Origin of the sequence: Neptunicoccus cionae, from assembly GCF_014643735.1 — a bacterium.
Lineage (GTDB): Bacteria > Pseudomonadota > Alphaproteobacteria > Rhodobacterales > Rhodobacteraceae > Amylibacter > Amylibacter cionae.
This window is the reverse complement of record NZ_BMKA01000003.1, coordinates 559,173-573,301: the sequence shown is the minus strand read 5'-3', so window position 1 is coordinate 573,301 and position 14,129 is coordinate 559,173. Positions and strand designations below refer to the sequence as shown.

Here is a 14,129-nt window from a genome sequence, read left to right as displayed (position 1 = left end):
AACTACCCGCTTAATGCCGCACATCTGCGTGCATATTTTGTGTTTCTCTTTTTATTGCCCAGTCCGGCCAGTTCCACTGTCAGGCCGACCTCGCGCGTTGTGCTTACCGCATCATCATTATCGTAATCAAGCGAGAGCGAAAGGTTCACAGCGACGCATTCGTTCTCGTAGCGCACGCCGAATTCACCGCTGGTAGCATGGCCGGTTTCCAGATTTTGCCGCCATTCACCAGAGTAGGTCCAGTAATCGTTCCGCCGGTAGCTCAGCTCCATAGATGCCTCATGGCTGCGGTCCGAAGCGCCTGCGACCACATCCTGCTCCAGATAGATATAAGTGGCCGCAGTTGAAACGCGGTCAAAGTCCATCTCCAGTGTGGCTTCGTTCTTTGACACACTGAAATCGTTGTCAAAAAGCGTACGGTTGCTGAAATCGAAATGGTCTTGATAGGATAGGGAAATTGCACTGACGTAATCAGAGTGGCGACCATCAAGCCCTGTGCCCGAACCGAACTGGTTTAAATCTTTCAAGCGGTAGACCCGCCCAAGGGTCAGACCATAAGACCAGCCTTTGGGATTGTAGCGGGTGTAGGACACGCCCACATTCGCACGCAATCCCCGTTCGGATTCATCAAACCCCGGAAAGCGGTTGTATGAAAACAGGTTGGTTTCCTCAAAGTTCAGCTGCACGCTGTCCTCATTGGGGTTCGAGCGTGCCTCATCCGGGGACCAGACCAGTTGCACCCGTGGTTCGATCACATGGGTTACAGACCCATTCTGACGGGACAGAGGCCAGCGCAGGTCTATGGCTGCGGTGGGGATTGTCTCTGTGAGGGTGCCATCGCTGTAACCGGTGATGTTCTCGGTCAGGTATGTGCTGGCGGCGACACCGGTATAGGCGGATACGATAAGGCCGTTGCGCAGGTACCAGTCATTGCTCCACTCCGCCACAATTCCGGCGCGGGCGAACCGGCTGTCGTCTTCGCGCAGCAAGGTTACGGATTGCGCGGTCAGCGCCAGTTTGCCGCCAAACACCGGATCACGCCACGTTTTGCGACCATATATTTCGGGGAAGACCAGCGGAATTTCCTGATCGATCTCATTCGTGCGCAAGCTTTGGATATAAGACGCGCTTATGCTGGCGAAAGAGTTCTTGCGGGTCCGGCGCAGGGTAACAAAGGATGTCAGGCGGTCTTCGTCATCCTTTCCGATCCCATAGTCGTCGCGAAAATCATTGTCCGAGGCGACATCAACCTGAAACTCCAGCTCGATCTCGTTTGGCAGCTGGAACAGGCCAGTCGCCGTCAGGGAAGAACGTGTCGTGGTATCCTCTAGATCGTCGGCCAGCGTCAGGTAGGAATCAATTTCAAAATAGCCGTTTTTCACGTAGCGGCGATATTCGGGGTTAACCAGAAACGCGCCTTTGGAATAAACCTGTGTGGTCAGCGTCAGATCCGCATGATCCCCAAGCGGCCAGTAATAGGGAATTTCCATCCCGTAGCCGAGCGTGTTGGAGGAGGAGAATTTGGGCACCAGCATCCCTTTGGCTCGGTTGACGCCCGGTTCAGGCACCCGCAGGTTCGGCACATAGGCCACCGGTATCCCTACCACATCGAGTGTGGCATTTTCAAAGTAAAGCTGGCGGGCTTCTTCGTCGTGGATCACCCGACGGGAGCGGATTTTCCAGAATGGAACAGGGTATTTGGCACAAACCTGACAGCTTGTGGCAACCACTTTATCAAGCACTTTGAACGCACCGTTTTGACGGTGCATCCGCTCGCTGACCAGTTGCAATTGCTGCTGGATCAACAGCTCGGCACCTTCAATCAATCCGTTTTCCAGATCGGTATCCAATTCCGCACCCGTAGCGCGGGTGACCACATCTTCACCGTCTGTCAGGGTCATTGACCCCGGAACGGAAAGGTGGCGATTGCGCTGGTCATAGATCAGTCGCTCGGTTGCCAGAACCTGAGTGCCCCGGAATACCTGTACATTGCCCGAAGCGGTCAGGACGCCTGTGGTAGGGTCGAAACTTACCGTGTCAGCAATTAAAGAAATCGGGCGACTGGTTTCAGCATTCGGGGAAATCCCAAGGCCCGCGGTCTGTGCTTTGGCGGCCGGAACACCCGTCAGGGCGATAGGCGCGCTAGTGGCAAAAAGAAACAACAATGCCCAACGTATCATGACTTACCCGTCCTCAAAACTGAGGAACAACCCCACGGCAAACAAGTTAGCAGCAAGCGGAGGCGCCCACGCCGCCGCGAAAACGGGAATCTCCCCCGCTTCTCCCAAAGTCATAGCAAGATTTTGTAGGAAGTAGAGTGAAAAACCACAAATTAGCGCAATAAACACAGAAACCCCGAGGTTGCCCATTCGGGCATTTTGCAAGGTAAATGCGGCGCCGATAATCATCATTGCCATCAACATCAGCGGGCGCGCCAGTTCCATATTCAGGTGGATCCGGTGGGGCAGGGTCGAAAAGCCCGCATCGCCAATAACGCGGATGGTGCGCCACTTGTCCCACAACGGCACGGCTTCGGGCTTGGGGTATCCTTCCAATATCTGTTCCGGCGTGATGTCTGTCGCAAACCGCTTGATTTCAAAAACCTCCGAGGTGCTTTCGGGGTTGGCGGTGCTACGGTCCGTGCGCCAGTATTTACCGTTGGTAAAGACCCATTCACCTTCTCTAAGGATCGCTGTGCGGGAGTATAGCCGCGACACGATCTGCCCCTCGGCGTCAAACTCCAACGCTGTTGCACCACGCAGGCTGGTGCCCCGCGAATTAGCACTTTCGGCGTGGATCACGGTATGGCCGTCCACATCCTTTTGCCGCAGCCAGAAACCGTCCTCGCTAAAGGAAACTGTTTTCGTGCCGGCGTTGGTGAAAGCGTCCTCCAAACTGTCATGCTGGATCGCAAAAAATGCCGACAGCGGATTCAGAACCAGCATCGCCGCCAGCCCGAGCGCAAAGGCGCTCAGGGCGGGTGCCACCATCGCCTTAAGGGCCGAAACCCCCACAGCGCGCGTGACCACAAATTCGTTCGAACGCGCCAGCCCGACGCAAAAAGTCAGCCCGCCAAGCATGACGATGATCGGCATCGCCTGCAAAACCAGTTCGGGCGAACTGAATGCCGCGAGCCATGCTGCATGGGCGAAATCAACTCCGTGCTTGGACAACCCGCGAATGTTTTCAAGGGTTTCCAGCACAAAGATCAACAACGCCAGCACCGCAAAGACGCGCACAAATGCTCCCAAAAACCGTTTGGCGAAATAGAGGTAAAGGGTCATGACAGGCCTCTGTTTGGAAACAACAAACCGCGCAGGCCCGATTTCCACGGTGCCTGACCCATGCGGATCATGAATAGAACCGCAAGAAACGCGACGAGCACCGGCACATATAGCAGCGGCCATGCATCAGGTGTTTCCTCAACCATCCCCTGAAAGACGCCTCTGGCAGAGTTGATCGCCACCATAAATACAACACCAAGCGCGATACGCAGGAAAAAGCCACTGCGACTGAAGCCTGCGGACAGCAGGACGACCGCGCCAAGAACGGGAACGATAATTGCCAGCAGGGACTTCACCAAACGGTCGTGGAATTCCAGCATCGCGCCTTCGGTTCGGGCCTCCGACAGGTTCCAGCTGTATTGTTCGCGCGCCGAAACCGAGCGTGCGCCGATGGTTTTGGCAAACTGGCTGAGGTCATAACTCAGACTGTCAAACTGTATGGTGCTGAGCGTGCGTGGCTCTGGTTCGAACTGTTGGATCGATCCCTCAAACAGCACCAGCTTGGGTTTGTTTTCAGACGAAATAAGCTGTCCCGAAGCCGCCGTATGGGTCACGATGACAGTTTCGTCGCGGCGGTCATTGATCAGAACATCCCGCAAATTGCCCTCTGGCGTGGTGTCCCCGAAAAAGATCGTGACGCCGTCGGCCGGACTGGCAAACTCCCCCGCGACGATAAACTGTGTCAGATACTCCTTGCTGATCTCATACTGACGATCCTGAAAAGTCGAGAGCGACCATGGCGTAGCCAAATGGGTGAGAAGGCTCATCAAAAGGAAACAGAACATGCCAAAAACAAAGTAGGGCCTTGTCGCATTGGCCGGACCGTGGCCAACCCCCATGAACACCACCAGTTCGGATTCTGCATAAAGCCGGTTGGTCAGGTAAATTGCGCAGGCAAAGGCAGCGACAGGGACAACCGTCTCCAGTACTTTAGGCAGCAGATACAGCGACAGTTCTGCAAACACGCGCCCCGATTGCCCGTTGCTGATCACCACATCGACAATACGCAGTGCTTGGTTCAGCCATAAAATACCGCCGAAGATCACCATGAAAAACAGAAACGGCCCCAACAACTGGCGCAGAACATACCTGTCGATGCGTTTCACCTGTGCAGACCTCTGGTTTCTCCAAGTCCACCTGATCTAACGCATTTTTTCGGCAGGCAACAGACGCAGGTGGTCAAATCGGCTGAAAAACGTTAAATCGGGGAAAAACACGCAAAACGAAAAGGGCGTTCAATGACTTCTCCCATCTCTCCTGACTTTGTGGAAACCGATCTGGACCGGATCGACGCATTCGAAGGCAAAATCGTTTGTTTCCTCACGCCTGCGGGCGGATTGGACCCGCTGTCCCGCCGGGTGAACAAACTGGCCAAAGGCGTGCTGGCGCGTTTCTCCGAATCAGAGGCCTTTGAAAACATGAAAGCCGGCGCGGTTCAGGTGATGGACTTCCCCGCCAATATCGCTGCCAAAGCCATCGTCATCGTAAAACTCGGTCGTAAGGCGGATGCGGCTGTAGCGCGTAAAGCCGGTGCAGATGCGGCCAAAGCGGTCGGCAAATCCGACGCAATGCTGCTGGCAGGCGCAAACCGCGCCGCTGGGGATGTGGTGCAGGGCTACGTGCTGCGGGCGTATGATTTCAATGATCATAAATCGGGCGAGAAGACCGATCAGGGCGGGCTGACCGTTCTGGTGAATAATGTCGAAGAGACCAAAGCCGCCTATGCCTCCCGTCAGGCCGCGAACGAGGGCGTGTTCATGACACGCGATCTGGTGAACGAGCCTGCAAACGTGCTGACCACCACAGAATTTGCCAATCGTCTTAGCGAAATGGAAGCGCTTGGTCTGAAAGTCACTGTGCTGGAAGAGGCCAAGATGGAAGAACTCGGCATGCACGCACTGCTCGGTGTGGGGCAGGGATCTGTCAGCCCATCCAAGATTGTTGTGATGGAATGGACCGGCGGTGGGGACGAACAACCCTTCGCGCTGGTGGGCAAGGGCGTTGTCTTTGACACCGGTGGCATCAGCCTGAAACCCGCTGGCGGCATGGAAGACATGACAATGGACATGGGCGGCGCAGGCGTTGTCGCTGGTGTAATGAAAACACTGGCGCTGCGTAAGGCGAAGGCCAATGTCGTCGGTCTTGTTGGGCTGGTGGAAAACATGCCCGATGGCAAAGCACAACGTCCCGGCGATGTTGTGACCTCTATGAAGGGCGACACGATTGAGGTGATCAACACCGATGCCGAAGGGCGTTTGGTGTTGGCAGATGTGCTCTGGTACGCGCAAAAAATATACGCGCCTGTGGGCATGATCAACCTTGCGACACTGACCGGTGCGATCATCATCGGGCTGGGCCATGAAAACGCCGGTGTGTTCTCTAACAACGACGAACTGTGCAACCGCTTCCTCAAAGCTGCCGGTGACGAATCCGAAGGCGCATGGCGGATGCCGCTTGGGGATGCGTATGACACGCTGATCAAATCCCGCATTGCAGATATCAAAAACACCGGCGGACGCGCGGCTGGTTCGATCACGGCGGGCCAGTTCCTGCAACGCTTTGTGGAACCGGGTATGCCGTGGATTCACCTTGATATCGCGGGTGTGGCCTCGATCAAATCTGCAACGGCACTGGCCCCTGCGGGTGCGACAGGCTGGGGTGTTCGCGCGCTCGATCGTCTGATTGCGGACAATTACGAACAGGCCGATGGCTGAGGTTTTCTTCTATCACCTGACCCGCTCCCGTTTGGAACAGGCCCTGCCTGATCTGCTGGAGAAAGTGCGCGCTAAACCGTGGCGCGCACTGGTGCGGGGCAGGGAAGAAGGCAAACTGCAACATCTGGATGCAGCACTCTGGCAATACCGCGAGGAATCTTTTCTGCCCCACGGCATTGCCGGAGGACCCAATGACAGCGACCAACCGATCCTGCTGACCCTGTCAGAGGATAATCCCAACAATGCCGAAATATTACTGCTGACGGACGGGGCAAAAACCACCGCCGAAGAAGTCGCCCGCTACGCCCGCGTCTGCCTGATGTTTGATGGTAACAATACCGAAGAACTGACTGCTGCGCGGGAAGACTGGAAAGCCCTCACAGGGGCAGGCATCGCCGCGCAATACTGGGCACAAGAAGACGGACGCTGGATCAAGAAAGCAGAAAAAGCCGCCAGCTAACCCCAGCCTGTTTCAATGTTCCAAAAATACTCAAACCCTAAGGCCGCAGGATCATGCGATCCCCGCGCATGGAAATCTCGGAAAATCTGTTCAGATAGGCCATTCCCAAAAGGGATCCGTTCATCTCTCCGCCGTTCACAGATGCCCGCACATCGTAATCCACCAGATCCCCCAGCGCGACACGGTCAAGCACGGTAGAGGCGGTTTCAACAACTCCGTTGGCCGTATTTGCCCGCCCCAGATAGCTGAGGCTGTCAGGGTCAATGCCAACTTTTTCCGCATCCTGACGGCTCAGAACGATGGAAGTTGCGCCCGTATCTACTACAAATGGAACAGTTTTCCCGTTCACTTCCAGTGCGAGGTAGAAATGACCATCCCGCGCGCGCTGCACCACATAACCTTCAGAGCTTTGGGCCGCACGGGACGGCATGATCTGCTGTTTCAGCGTGTCCGAAAAGCCGTAGGCAATGACGACACCGACAAAAATCAGCCCCCAGATGGCAGCTTGTTGCAGGCTTTTACCAAGTTTCTGGCGGTAGCCGAACAGAAAGCCGCTGCCGACAAACAACAGCAGCAGGGTCAGATAAAAGAAATAGGCCCGTTCGTCACCGCTCATATCACGCCCAACCCGTGCATTCCGTCCACAACGAATTGCACCGCCAGTGCCGCCAAGAGCATACCCAGCAGCCGCGTTACCACGTTGATGCCGACTTTGCCCAGAAGGCGCTCCACAGGGCCGGCCAGAAAGAACAGCGCCAGCACAAGGGCCAGCACCAGAAACAGTGCCCCAAGGGTTATGGACAACGCCTCTACCCGATCGGTGCCGTCACCCGCCAACAAGATCACAGCCGCGATAGAACCCGGCCCCGCGATCAGGGGCGTGGCCAGCGGGAAAACGGACGGATCAGGCCGGTCAGAGGCTTCGGTCTGGTTGCCCCGCCGTTCCGCGCGTTTTTCAAACAGCATGTCCACCGCAGTCATGAACAACAACACGCCCCCCGCAATGCGGAAGGCAGGCATACCGATGCCGATGCCTTGCAGGATTTGATCCCCCGCAAAGGCAAACAACAGCAGCACCACCAATGAAATGCCGGTAGAGCGCAGGGCAATGCCACGGCGTTCGATCTTTGTATGATCACTGGTCAGCGCGATGTAAAACGGCAGCAACCCGATCGGGTCGATGACGAGGAAAATCGTAACGAAAGCAGTGACAAACAGATCAAACGTCATTGGGCCTTGGCGCCCTCCAGTTCTTCGGATGCGGCCATCCACAGTTCCTCGGCCCGCTTCAAACCGTCGTTAATCTCGCGGGCTTTGCCCTGTAATAGCATCAGTTTATCGCGGTAAACAGGGGTGTAGAGATCGGGATCGGCAAGGCGTTCCTCGATTTTGGCTTTCAACTCTTCTAGCTTCGCGACACGGGCTTCGCATTTGGACACTTCCGCCTGCAAGGGCGCGATCGCCTTGCGCTGTTCGGCAGCGGGTTTGCGTTTCTCGCGGGGTTTCTTCTTTTCGGGGGCTGCTGCAACACCGCCGCCGCCCCGTTCGCTCAGCAGAAGTTTCTGATAGGCGTCCAGATCCTCGTTAAAGGGTTTGACGCTGCCGTCTTTCACCAGCCACAGCCGGTCCGCGACCATGCCCACCAGATGGGGGTCGTGGCTGACAAGGATCACCGCACCGTCATAGTCCATTAAGGCGCGGACCAGTGCCTCGCGGCTTTCGATATCAAGGTGGTTTGTCGGCTCGTCAAGGATCACCAGATGGGGCGCATCAAGCGTGGCGAGCAGCATGGACAGGCGTGCTTTTTGCCCCCCCGACAGTTTACCCACCAGCGTTTCGGCCTGTTCCGGCCCGACGCCGCCCTGTGCCAATCTGGAACGCAGCTTGGCGGGTGGCATTTCGGGACGTTCGCGCGCCAGATGTTGCAGCGGGGTTTCATCCAGATGCAGTTCGTCCACCTGATGCTGGGCAAAATAGCCAATCCGCAGCTTGGAAGACGCGATGGTATCGCCTTTCTGCGGTGCCAAACGATTGGCAAACAGTTTGGACAGGGTGGATTTACCCTGACCGTTGGCGCCCAGCAACGCGATCCGGTCGTCCTGATCAATCCGCAGGTTCAGGCTGCGCAGAATCGTGGTGTCGTCATAGCCAACGTCTACTCCGTCCAGCTTCATAATCGGCGGGGACAGTTGCTCGGGGGAGGGGAAGTTGAATGAAGCCACGTTGTTTTCCGTAGCGGCTGCAATCGGTTCCATCCGCTCCAGCATCTTCAGACGGGATTGGGCCTGTTTCGCTTTGGAGGCTTTGGCACGGAAACGGTCCACGAAGCTTTGCATATGGGCGCGTTCTGCCGCTTGTTTTTTGGCCGCCGCAGCCAGTTCCGCCAGTTTCGCACGGCGCACCGCATCAAACGTGTCGTAGTTGCCCTGATAGAGCGTCAGTTTCTGGTCCATCAGATGCAGGATCGAATTGACCGAGCGGTTCAGCAACTGCCGGTCGTGGGAAATGACCAGCACCGTATGGGGATATTTAGCCAGATACCCTTCAAGCCAGAGCGTGCCTTCAAGATCAAGGTAGTTGGTCGGCTCATCGAGCAGCAGCACATCAGGTTCGGAGAACAGCACAGCCGCAAGGGCCACGCGCATCCGCCAGCCACCGGAGAAATCGGCGCAGGGGCGGGCTTGGGCCTCTTTGTCAAACCCCAGACCGTGCAGAATGGCAGCGGCGCGGGCTTCGGCGGAATAGGCGTCAATATCGCCCAGTCGTGCGTGGACCTCTGCGATGCGGACCGGATCGGTGGTGGTTTCGGCTTCCTCCAGCAAGGCGGCCCGTTCCGTATCGGCCATCAGCACTGTATCAAGCAGGCTGTCGTCCGAGGCAGGTGCTTCTTGTGCGACGCCGCCGATGCGGGCGCCACGGGGAATTTCAACCGTGCCCCCGTCCATCGCCAGTTTTCCGGTGATCAGGTGGAACAGCGTGGTTTTGCCTGTCCCGTTGCGCCCGACAAAGCCCACCTTGTGGCCCGTCGGAATCGTTGCGGAAGCGCCGTCAAACAAGGGACGGCCCGAAATCGAATAGGATATATCTGTCAGCTTTAGCATGCCTCGCAATGCCCCAGTGGCCCGATACTGTCAACAGGGGCTGAATGGGTGCTTTCCAATAAGGATGTTCCATGCTATCGCACCGCCAAATTCACCAACCCAAAGGACAGTCCTCATGGCTCTCGAACGCACTTTCTCTATCGTTAAACCAGACGCAACAAAACGTAACCTGACTGGCAAGATCTGTGCCATGCTGGAAGACGGTGGCCTGCGCATCATCGCGCAAAAGCGCATCCAGCTGACTCTGGCCCAAGCGCAAGAGTTCTACTCTGTCCACGCCGAGCGTCCTTTCTACGACGAACTGTGCGAATTCATGGTATCCGAGCCGATCGTTGTTCAGGTTCTGGAAGGCGAAAACGCTATCCTGCGCAACCGTGAAATCATGGGCGCAACAAACCCGGCTGATGCTGAAGAAGGCACAATCCGCAAAACACACGCGCTGTCCTTGGGTGAAAACTCCATCCACGGGTCCGACGCGCCAGAAACAGCTGCTGAAGAAATCGCATATTTCTTCGCCGGTCTCGAACTGGTTGGCTAAGCCAAAGTTCTTTTTGGGGCGGGTTCATTCCGCCCCAATGAAAAAGGGCCCCTTTGGGCCCTTTTTTGTGTTCAGCGGGTGAGGTTGTTTTCAGTCGGCTGAGACGTGGCGGATCACGCCCATGACCGGTGCTACCTCGGTGTTGGAATTTCCGCAGCTGTAATAATTGTGGTGGGTTGTTACATCAATGTCGCCGGACGTATGGATGCCCACGCCGTAGTGATCCGAATTGCCGGACCCGCCGGAGGCAAGGTGGATTGCACCGTCAATCACCAGCGTCAGGTTGGTGGCCAGAAACTTTGCCGCCATATGCACATCGGCATTGGTCATGATTGTTACCCGATCCAGCGGGTCGCAAGAATAATTTGACGCGCCGATGGTGGTGCCGGAAGACCCCGAAATCCCGCTGTCACTGGAGGTAACGATCATAACGCCCAGCAAATCGGCTTCGCTGCTAAAGTCGACCGGACAATCGGTGATGACTGCAAGATCCTTCAAAGGGGCGTTGGAAAAATCGAGCGATGACACAGAGGTCACGTCGCTGCTCGACTTGTTCTTGCCGTTTCCATTACCATTCCCGTTACTTTTACCGCGCCCGTTCCCGTTGCTGGTGCCCGTGGAAGTGGCGGAAACCGCGCAGCTTACGTTGTAGGTCAGGCCTTCGGGGACGTCTTCCATCAGGTAAAACTCAGTCGCGGAGATTTCGACGACGGAGCCCCGTTCCAGATATCTGGTGTCGTAATCCAGCTCTGACAGGCTGGACAGGTCGCGATCCAAAGCGCGCCCTTCAAAGAAGGCATCTTTGATTGCGCTGTCGCCGGACCCCATAAAGGACAGTTCGGTCTGTTCGATCCAGTCGGCGATATCTGGCATGATGTATTTGGTTTCATAGGCCGCATCGACAATGCCGGGGTTTTTGTCGTCGTCATCACATTTTTCACACAGGCTCAGGTCTGGCATGCTGACATAGGCCCCGTCATCAAACACGTTGTGGTTTGACATGGTTACATATTCGTCGCTGTGCAGACAAATGCCCGTCCCGAACCCGTTGTGGGACCGGAGCTGAATGTTGCCCTGTGCAAACAGGCCTTCGGTGTTGCTGCACCGCTGGGTGCCTGCCATTGCGGTGGCGGCTGATGCTGAAAAGGTCCACTCTTCCAGTCCGACCCAGTTTAGCAGAAAGGTCGATACACCGTTCTTGGTGGATTCGTCGCGCCGCAGGGTTACGCCAACCGCGTTTGCCATGCCGGAGTCGCTCCATGAGGACTCCTCGGCGTTATAATTGGCCACCACAATATCGGACGTGGAGTCCGCAATTACCGGACCAAAGACATCGCTGGGATAATTTTGCTGAACCGATGCGATGGCCGCAGCCCGTGCATCACCGGTCGATCCGGTGTTCATCAGCGCGACCAATCCGGCGTGGGAGGCGGCTTCTGCGGTTACTGTCAGATGTTCTTTGGCGTTGCGGGCGTTCGATACGTCGATAGCAAAGCCGCTTCCGGCTGCCAGAACGGCAAACCACGCAAGGTTCCAGCCGGTCGCGCCACCATCTTCGTCGCGCAGAAATTCGGAAATTAGGTGTTTTTTATGGGTCATGGGTCTATCCTTAAATCGGCTCTAGCGCATAGGTGACTTCGGCAGAGATTTCGGTTCCTTGAAGGACCTTGAAAATGCCAAAGGACGCGATTGTGTCGGCGTAACCGATAAGTCGGACGGTTACGTCATTCGCGGTAATTTCCACCTCTGTGTCAGGTTCAACACCGGAGTAGGTGGCCATCTCTCTGGCGTAGGCTTCTGCTTCGCTCGCGCTCATGGCGTGGCGGGCGACTTGTCGGGCTGTATCCCGTGCAACGCCCCAGTAGTTTGTTTTATAGGCAAAGATTGTGCCCACATCGACGGCGCCCGTCATGAGGGCGACAAAGACCGGCACCCAGAGCATGAACTCCACACTCACCCCGCCGTCTTCATTGTGACGGGTCCGTTTTATTAATTTGGAAAAGTTGGAGCGCATGTCGAACTTCCCTTCTGGCTAATAGTTTGGGTACCCCTAATTTGGCGGCCAATTGCGGTAAGAAGAGGGTGAAAAACGCCGGAAGAAGATTATTTTCAATATTTGGCGGTTGTTGGTAAGTGCTTGTAAATAAGCAATTTAAAATAGCTTTACGCAAAGTCATCTTAAGGTTGTGCGGATTAAGGTGTAATTGTCCGAGAATTGTCACATTTTACGCACATTCCAAATGACGCAGAACAGTGCTTTTTCCAGCAGGGAAACAGACAAGCCTTTTTCACGGATAACTGTTTCTGATCCGTGGCCAAAAAAGCGGCTTTTTAACCCACCTGAGCGATGAAGTTCCGCAAGGCGGCAGGGTAAAGCTTATGCTCCTCCACCAGAACGCGCGCGGCAAGGTCACTGGCCGTATCACCCGCAAGGATCGGCACGCGGGCCTGTCCCAGTGTCGGACCATCATCCAGCGCGGCTGTCACCAGATGGACGGAACAACCGCCTTCGGTATCGCCTGCATCAAGGGCGCGTTGGTGGGTGTGCAAACCTTTGTATTTTGGCAGCAGGGAGGGGTGGATGTTCAGCATCCGGTTTTCCCAGCGGGCGGTAAATTCAGGGGTCAGCACCCGCATGAACCCAGCAAGGCAAATCACATCCGGTGCGTGCTGATCCAGAACTCTGGTGATTTCCGCTTCAAAACCGGCGCGATCCGCATAATCGCGGTGATCTACTGCGGCGGTTGGCACGCCGCGTGCCGCAGCTTTGGCCAGCCCTCCCGCTTGCGCGGAATTGGCCAGCACCAGCACAGGTTCCGCCCCGAAAGACGGATCGTCCATCGCATCGAGAAGCGACAGCATGTTAGAGCCGCCGCCCGAGATGAAAATGGCAACCCGCTTCATCAGAGCGAACCGGAGTAGGATACTCCACTGCCAGCAACCACCTGTCCGATGGTCATGGCTTCAACCCCTTCAGCTTTCAAAGCGTCCAGCACGTCCTGCGCCTGATCCGCCGCTGCGATGGCAATCATGCCAAGCCCGCAGTTGAAGGTTTTTAACGCTTCGGCCTGATCCAGACCCGCACCTTTAATCAGCCAGTTGAACACCGGCAGGCGCGTCCATGCGTTCAGATCAATCTCGGCGCCCAGTCCCTCGGGCAGAGCGCGGGGCAGGTTTTCTGTCAGACCGCCGCCTGTGATATGGGCCAACCCGTGCAGTCCGCCGGTTTCCAGCGCAGCCACCGCAGGGCGGACGTAAATTTTAGTCGGCTCCAGCAGCGCCTCGCCAAGTGTGCCGTCCCCGAACGGGCAAGGGGCATCCCAGCCAAGGCCGGACTGTTCGACAATCTTGCGCACCAGCGAATAGCCGTTGGAATGCACGCCGCTTGACGGCATCCCGATCAGAACATCACCTTCGGACACATTGGCGGGCAGCATCGCGCCCCGTTCCATTGCACCGACGGAAAAGCCTGCCAGATCGAAATCATCCGCTTCATACATGCCCGGCATCTCGGCGGTCTCGCCGCCTACCAGCGCAGTATTGGCCTGACGGCACCCCTCGGCGATGCCCTCAATCACTTTGGCCGCGCTGTCCACGTCCAGTTTGCCAGTGGCGAAATAATCGAGGAAGAATAGCGGCACCGCGCCCTGACAGATCAGATCGTTGACGCACATGGCCACAAGATCAATGCCCACAGTGCCCACGTGACCCGTATCAATCGCGATCCGCAGCTTGGTCCCGACACCGTCTGTGGCGCTGACAAGGACCGGATCTTTGAAGCCTGCTGCCTTAAGGTCGAACATCGCGCCAAATCCGCCAAGCCCGTCCATAACGCCCGGGCGTTTGGTGCTGCTTGCGGCGGGTTTAATGCGGTCCACCAGCGCGTTACCGGCGTCAATATCAACACCGGCATCGGCGTAGGTCAGGCTGTTTGTGCGATCATTCATGTGGGCCTCCAGAATCTCTTGCATCCCTGTAACGCAAGGGCGCTTCGTTGAAAACAGCCATTGCGCCCCCCACGCACTGCAATAG

General features: G+C 56.5%; 13 protein-coding genes. 3 read left to right on the top strand and 10 right to left on the bottom strand.

Features of this window, described 5'->3' with window-relative positions; translation table 11 throughout:
- Positions 1 to 2 precede the first annotated feature (2 nt).
- Genes IEX10_RS13705 through lptF form a run of 3 tightly spaced genes read right to left on the bottom strand, consistent with a single transcriptional unit; the run spans position 3 to position 4,390 of the window.
- Positions 3 to 2,180, bottom strand: coding sequence for an LPS-assembly protein LptD (locus IEX10_RS13705; protein WP_188676301.1), 2,178 nt, complete (start codon positions 2,178 to 2,180; stop codon positions 3 to 5).
- Between the two features lie 3 nt (positions 2,181 to 2,183).
- Positions 2,184 to 3,284, bottom strand: a complete 1,101-nt coding sequence (gene lptG, locus IEX10_RS13700; RefSeq protein WP_188676298.1) for an LPS export ABC transporter permease LptG — start codon at positions 3,282 to 3,284, stop codon at positions 2,184 to 2,186.
- The gene (gene lptF, locus IEX10_RS13695) at positions 3,281 to 4,390 is read right to left on the bottom strand and encodes an LPS export ABC transporter permease LptF (protein ID WP_188676295.1); all 1,110 of its coding nucleotides are present in this window, start codon (positions 4,388 to 4,390) and stop codon (positions 3,281 to 3,283) included. The genes lptG and lptF overlap by 4 nt, the downstream gene beginning before the upstream one ends.
- Positions 4,391 to 4,522: 132 nt before the next feature.
- Here lptF and IEX10_RS13690 point away from each other — a divergent pair, with 132 nt between their 5' ends.
- A complete protein-coding gene (locus IEX10_RS13690; RefSeq protein WP_188676292.1) occupies positions 4,523 to 5,998 on the top strand; it encodes a leucyl aminopeptidase in 1,476 nt (491 codons plus the stop codon).
- On the top strand, positions 5,991 to 6,458 hold the full coding sequence (locus IEX10_RS13685) for a DNA polymerase III subunit chi (protein ID WP_188676289.1): 468 nt from the start codon (positions 5,991 to 5,993) through the stop codon (positions 6,456 to 6,458). The genes IEX10_RS13690 and IEX10_RS13685 overlap by 8 nt, the downstream gene beginning before the upstream one ends.
- A gap of 37 nt (positions 6,459 to 6,495) precedes the next feature.
- On the opposite strand, the gene IEX10_RS13680 is transcribed toward IEX10_RS13685, so the two are convergent.
- The 3 genes from IEX10_RS13680 to IEX10_RS13670 are packed head-to-tail and all read right to left on the bottom strand — an operon-like array spanning position 6,496 to position 9,559.
- Positions 6,496 to 7,074, bottom strand: a complete 579-nt coding sequence (locus IEX10_RS13680) for a retropepsin-like aspartic protease family protein (RefSeq protein WP_188676286.1) — start codon at positions 7,072 to 7,074, stop codon at positions 6,496 to 6,498.
- Positions 7,071 to 7,688, bottom strand: a complete 618-nt coding sequence (locus tag IEX10_RS13675; RefSeq protein ID WP_188676283.1) for a MarC family protein — start codon at positions 7,686 to 7,688, stop codon at positions 7,071 to 7,073. Before IEX10_RS13675 ends, IEX10_RS13680 begins: the two co-directional genes overlap by 4 nt.
- Positions 7,685 to 9,559 carry an ABC-F family ATP-binding cassette domain-containing protein gene (locus tag IEX10_RS13670; RefSeq protein ID WP_188676280.1) on the bottom strand — a complete coding sequence of 625 codons (1,875 nt, stop codon included), beginning with the start codon at positions 9,557 to 9,559 and terminating at the stop codon, positions 7,685 to 7,687. Before IEX10_RS13670 ends, IEX10_RS13675 begins: the two co-directional genes overlap by 4 nt.
- Before the next feature lie 115 nt (positions 9,560 to 9,674).
- On the opposite strand from IEX10_RS13670, the gene ndk reads away from it, so the two are divergent.
- Positions 9,675 to 10,097, top strand: a complete 423-nt coding sequence (ndk, locus tag IEX10_RS13665) for a nucleoside-diphosphate kinase (protein WP_188676277.1) — start codon at positions 9,675 to 9,677, stop codon at positions 10,095 to 10,097.
- Between the two features lie 90 nt (positions 10,098 to 10,187).
- Here the strand turns inward: ndk and IEX10_RS13660 are convergent, their stop codons facing one another.
- From IEX10_RS13660 to purM, 4 genes are all read right to left on the bottom strand, one after another.
- The gene (locus tag IEX10_RS13660) at positions 10,188 to 11,696 is read right to left on the bottom strand and encodes a hypothetical protein (RefSeq protein WP_188676275.1); all 1,509 of its coding nucleotides are present in this window, start codon (positions 11,694 to 11,696) and stop codon (positions 10,188 to 10,190) included.
- A 10-nt stretch (positions 11,697 to 11,706) separates the two neighbouring features.
- Positions 11,707 to 12,111, bottom strand: a complete 405-nt coding sequence (locus IEX10_RS13655; RefSeq protein ID WP_188676272.1) for a TadE/TadG family type IV pilus assembly protein — start codon at positions 12,109 to 12,111, stop codon at positions 11,707 to 11,709.
- Between the two features lie 317 nt (positions 12,112 to 12,428).
- Positions 12,429 to 13,001 carry a phosphoribosylglycinamide formyltransferase gene (gene purN / locus IEX10_RS13650; RefSeq protein ID WP_188676269.1) on the bottom strand — a complete coding sequence of 191 codons (573 nt, stop codon included), beginning with the start codon at positions 12,999 to 13,001 and terminating at the stop codon, positions 12,429 to 12,431.
- The gene (purM, locus tag IEX10_RS13645) at positions 13,001 to 14,044 is read right to left on the bottom strand and encodes a phosphoribosylformylglycinamidine cyclo-ligase (protein WP_188676266.1); all 1,044 of its coding nucleotides are present in this window, start codon (positions 14,042 to 14,044) and stop codon (positions 13,001 to 13,003) included. Before purM ends, purN begins: the two co-directional genes overlap by 1 nt.
- Between the last annotated feature and the right edge of the window lie 85 nt (positions 14,045 to 14,129).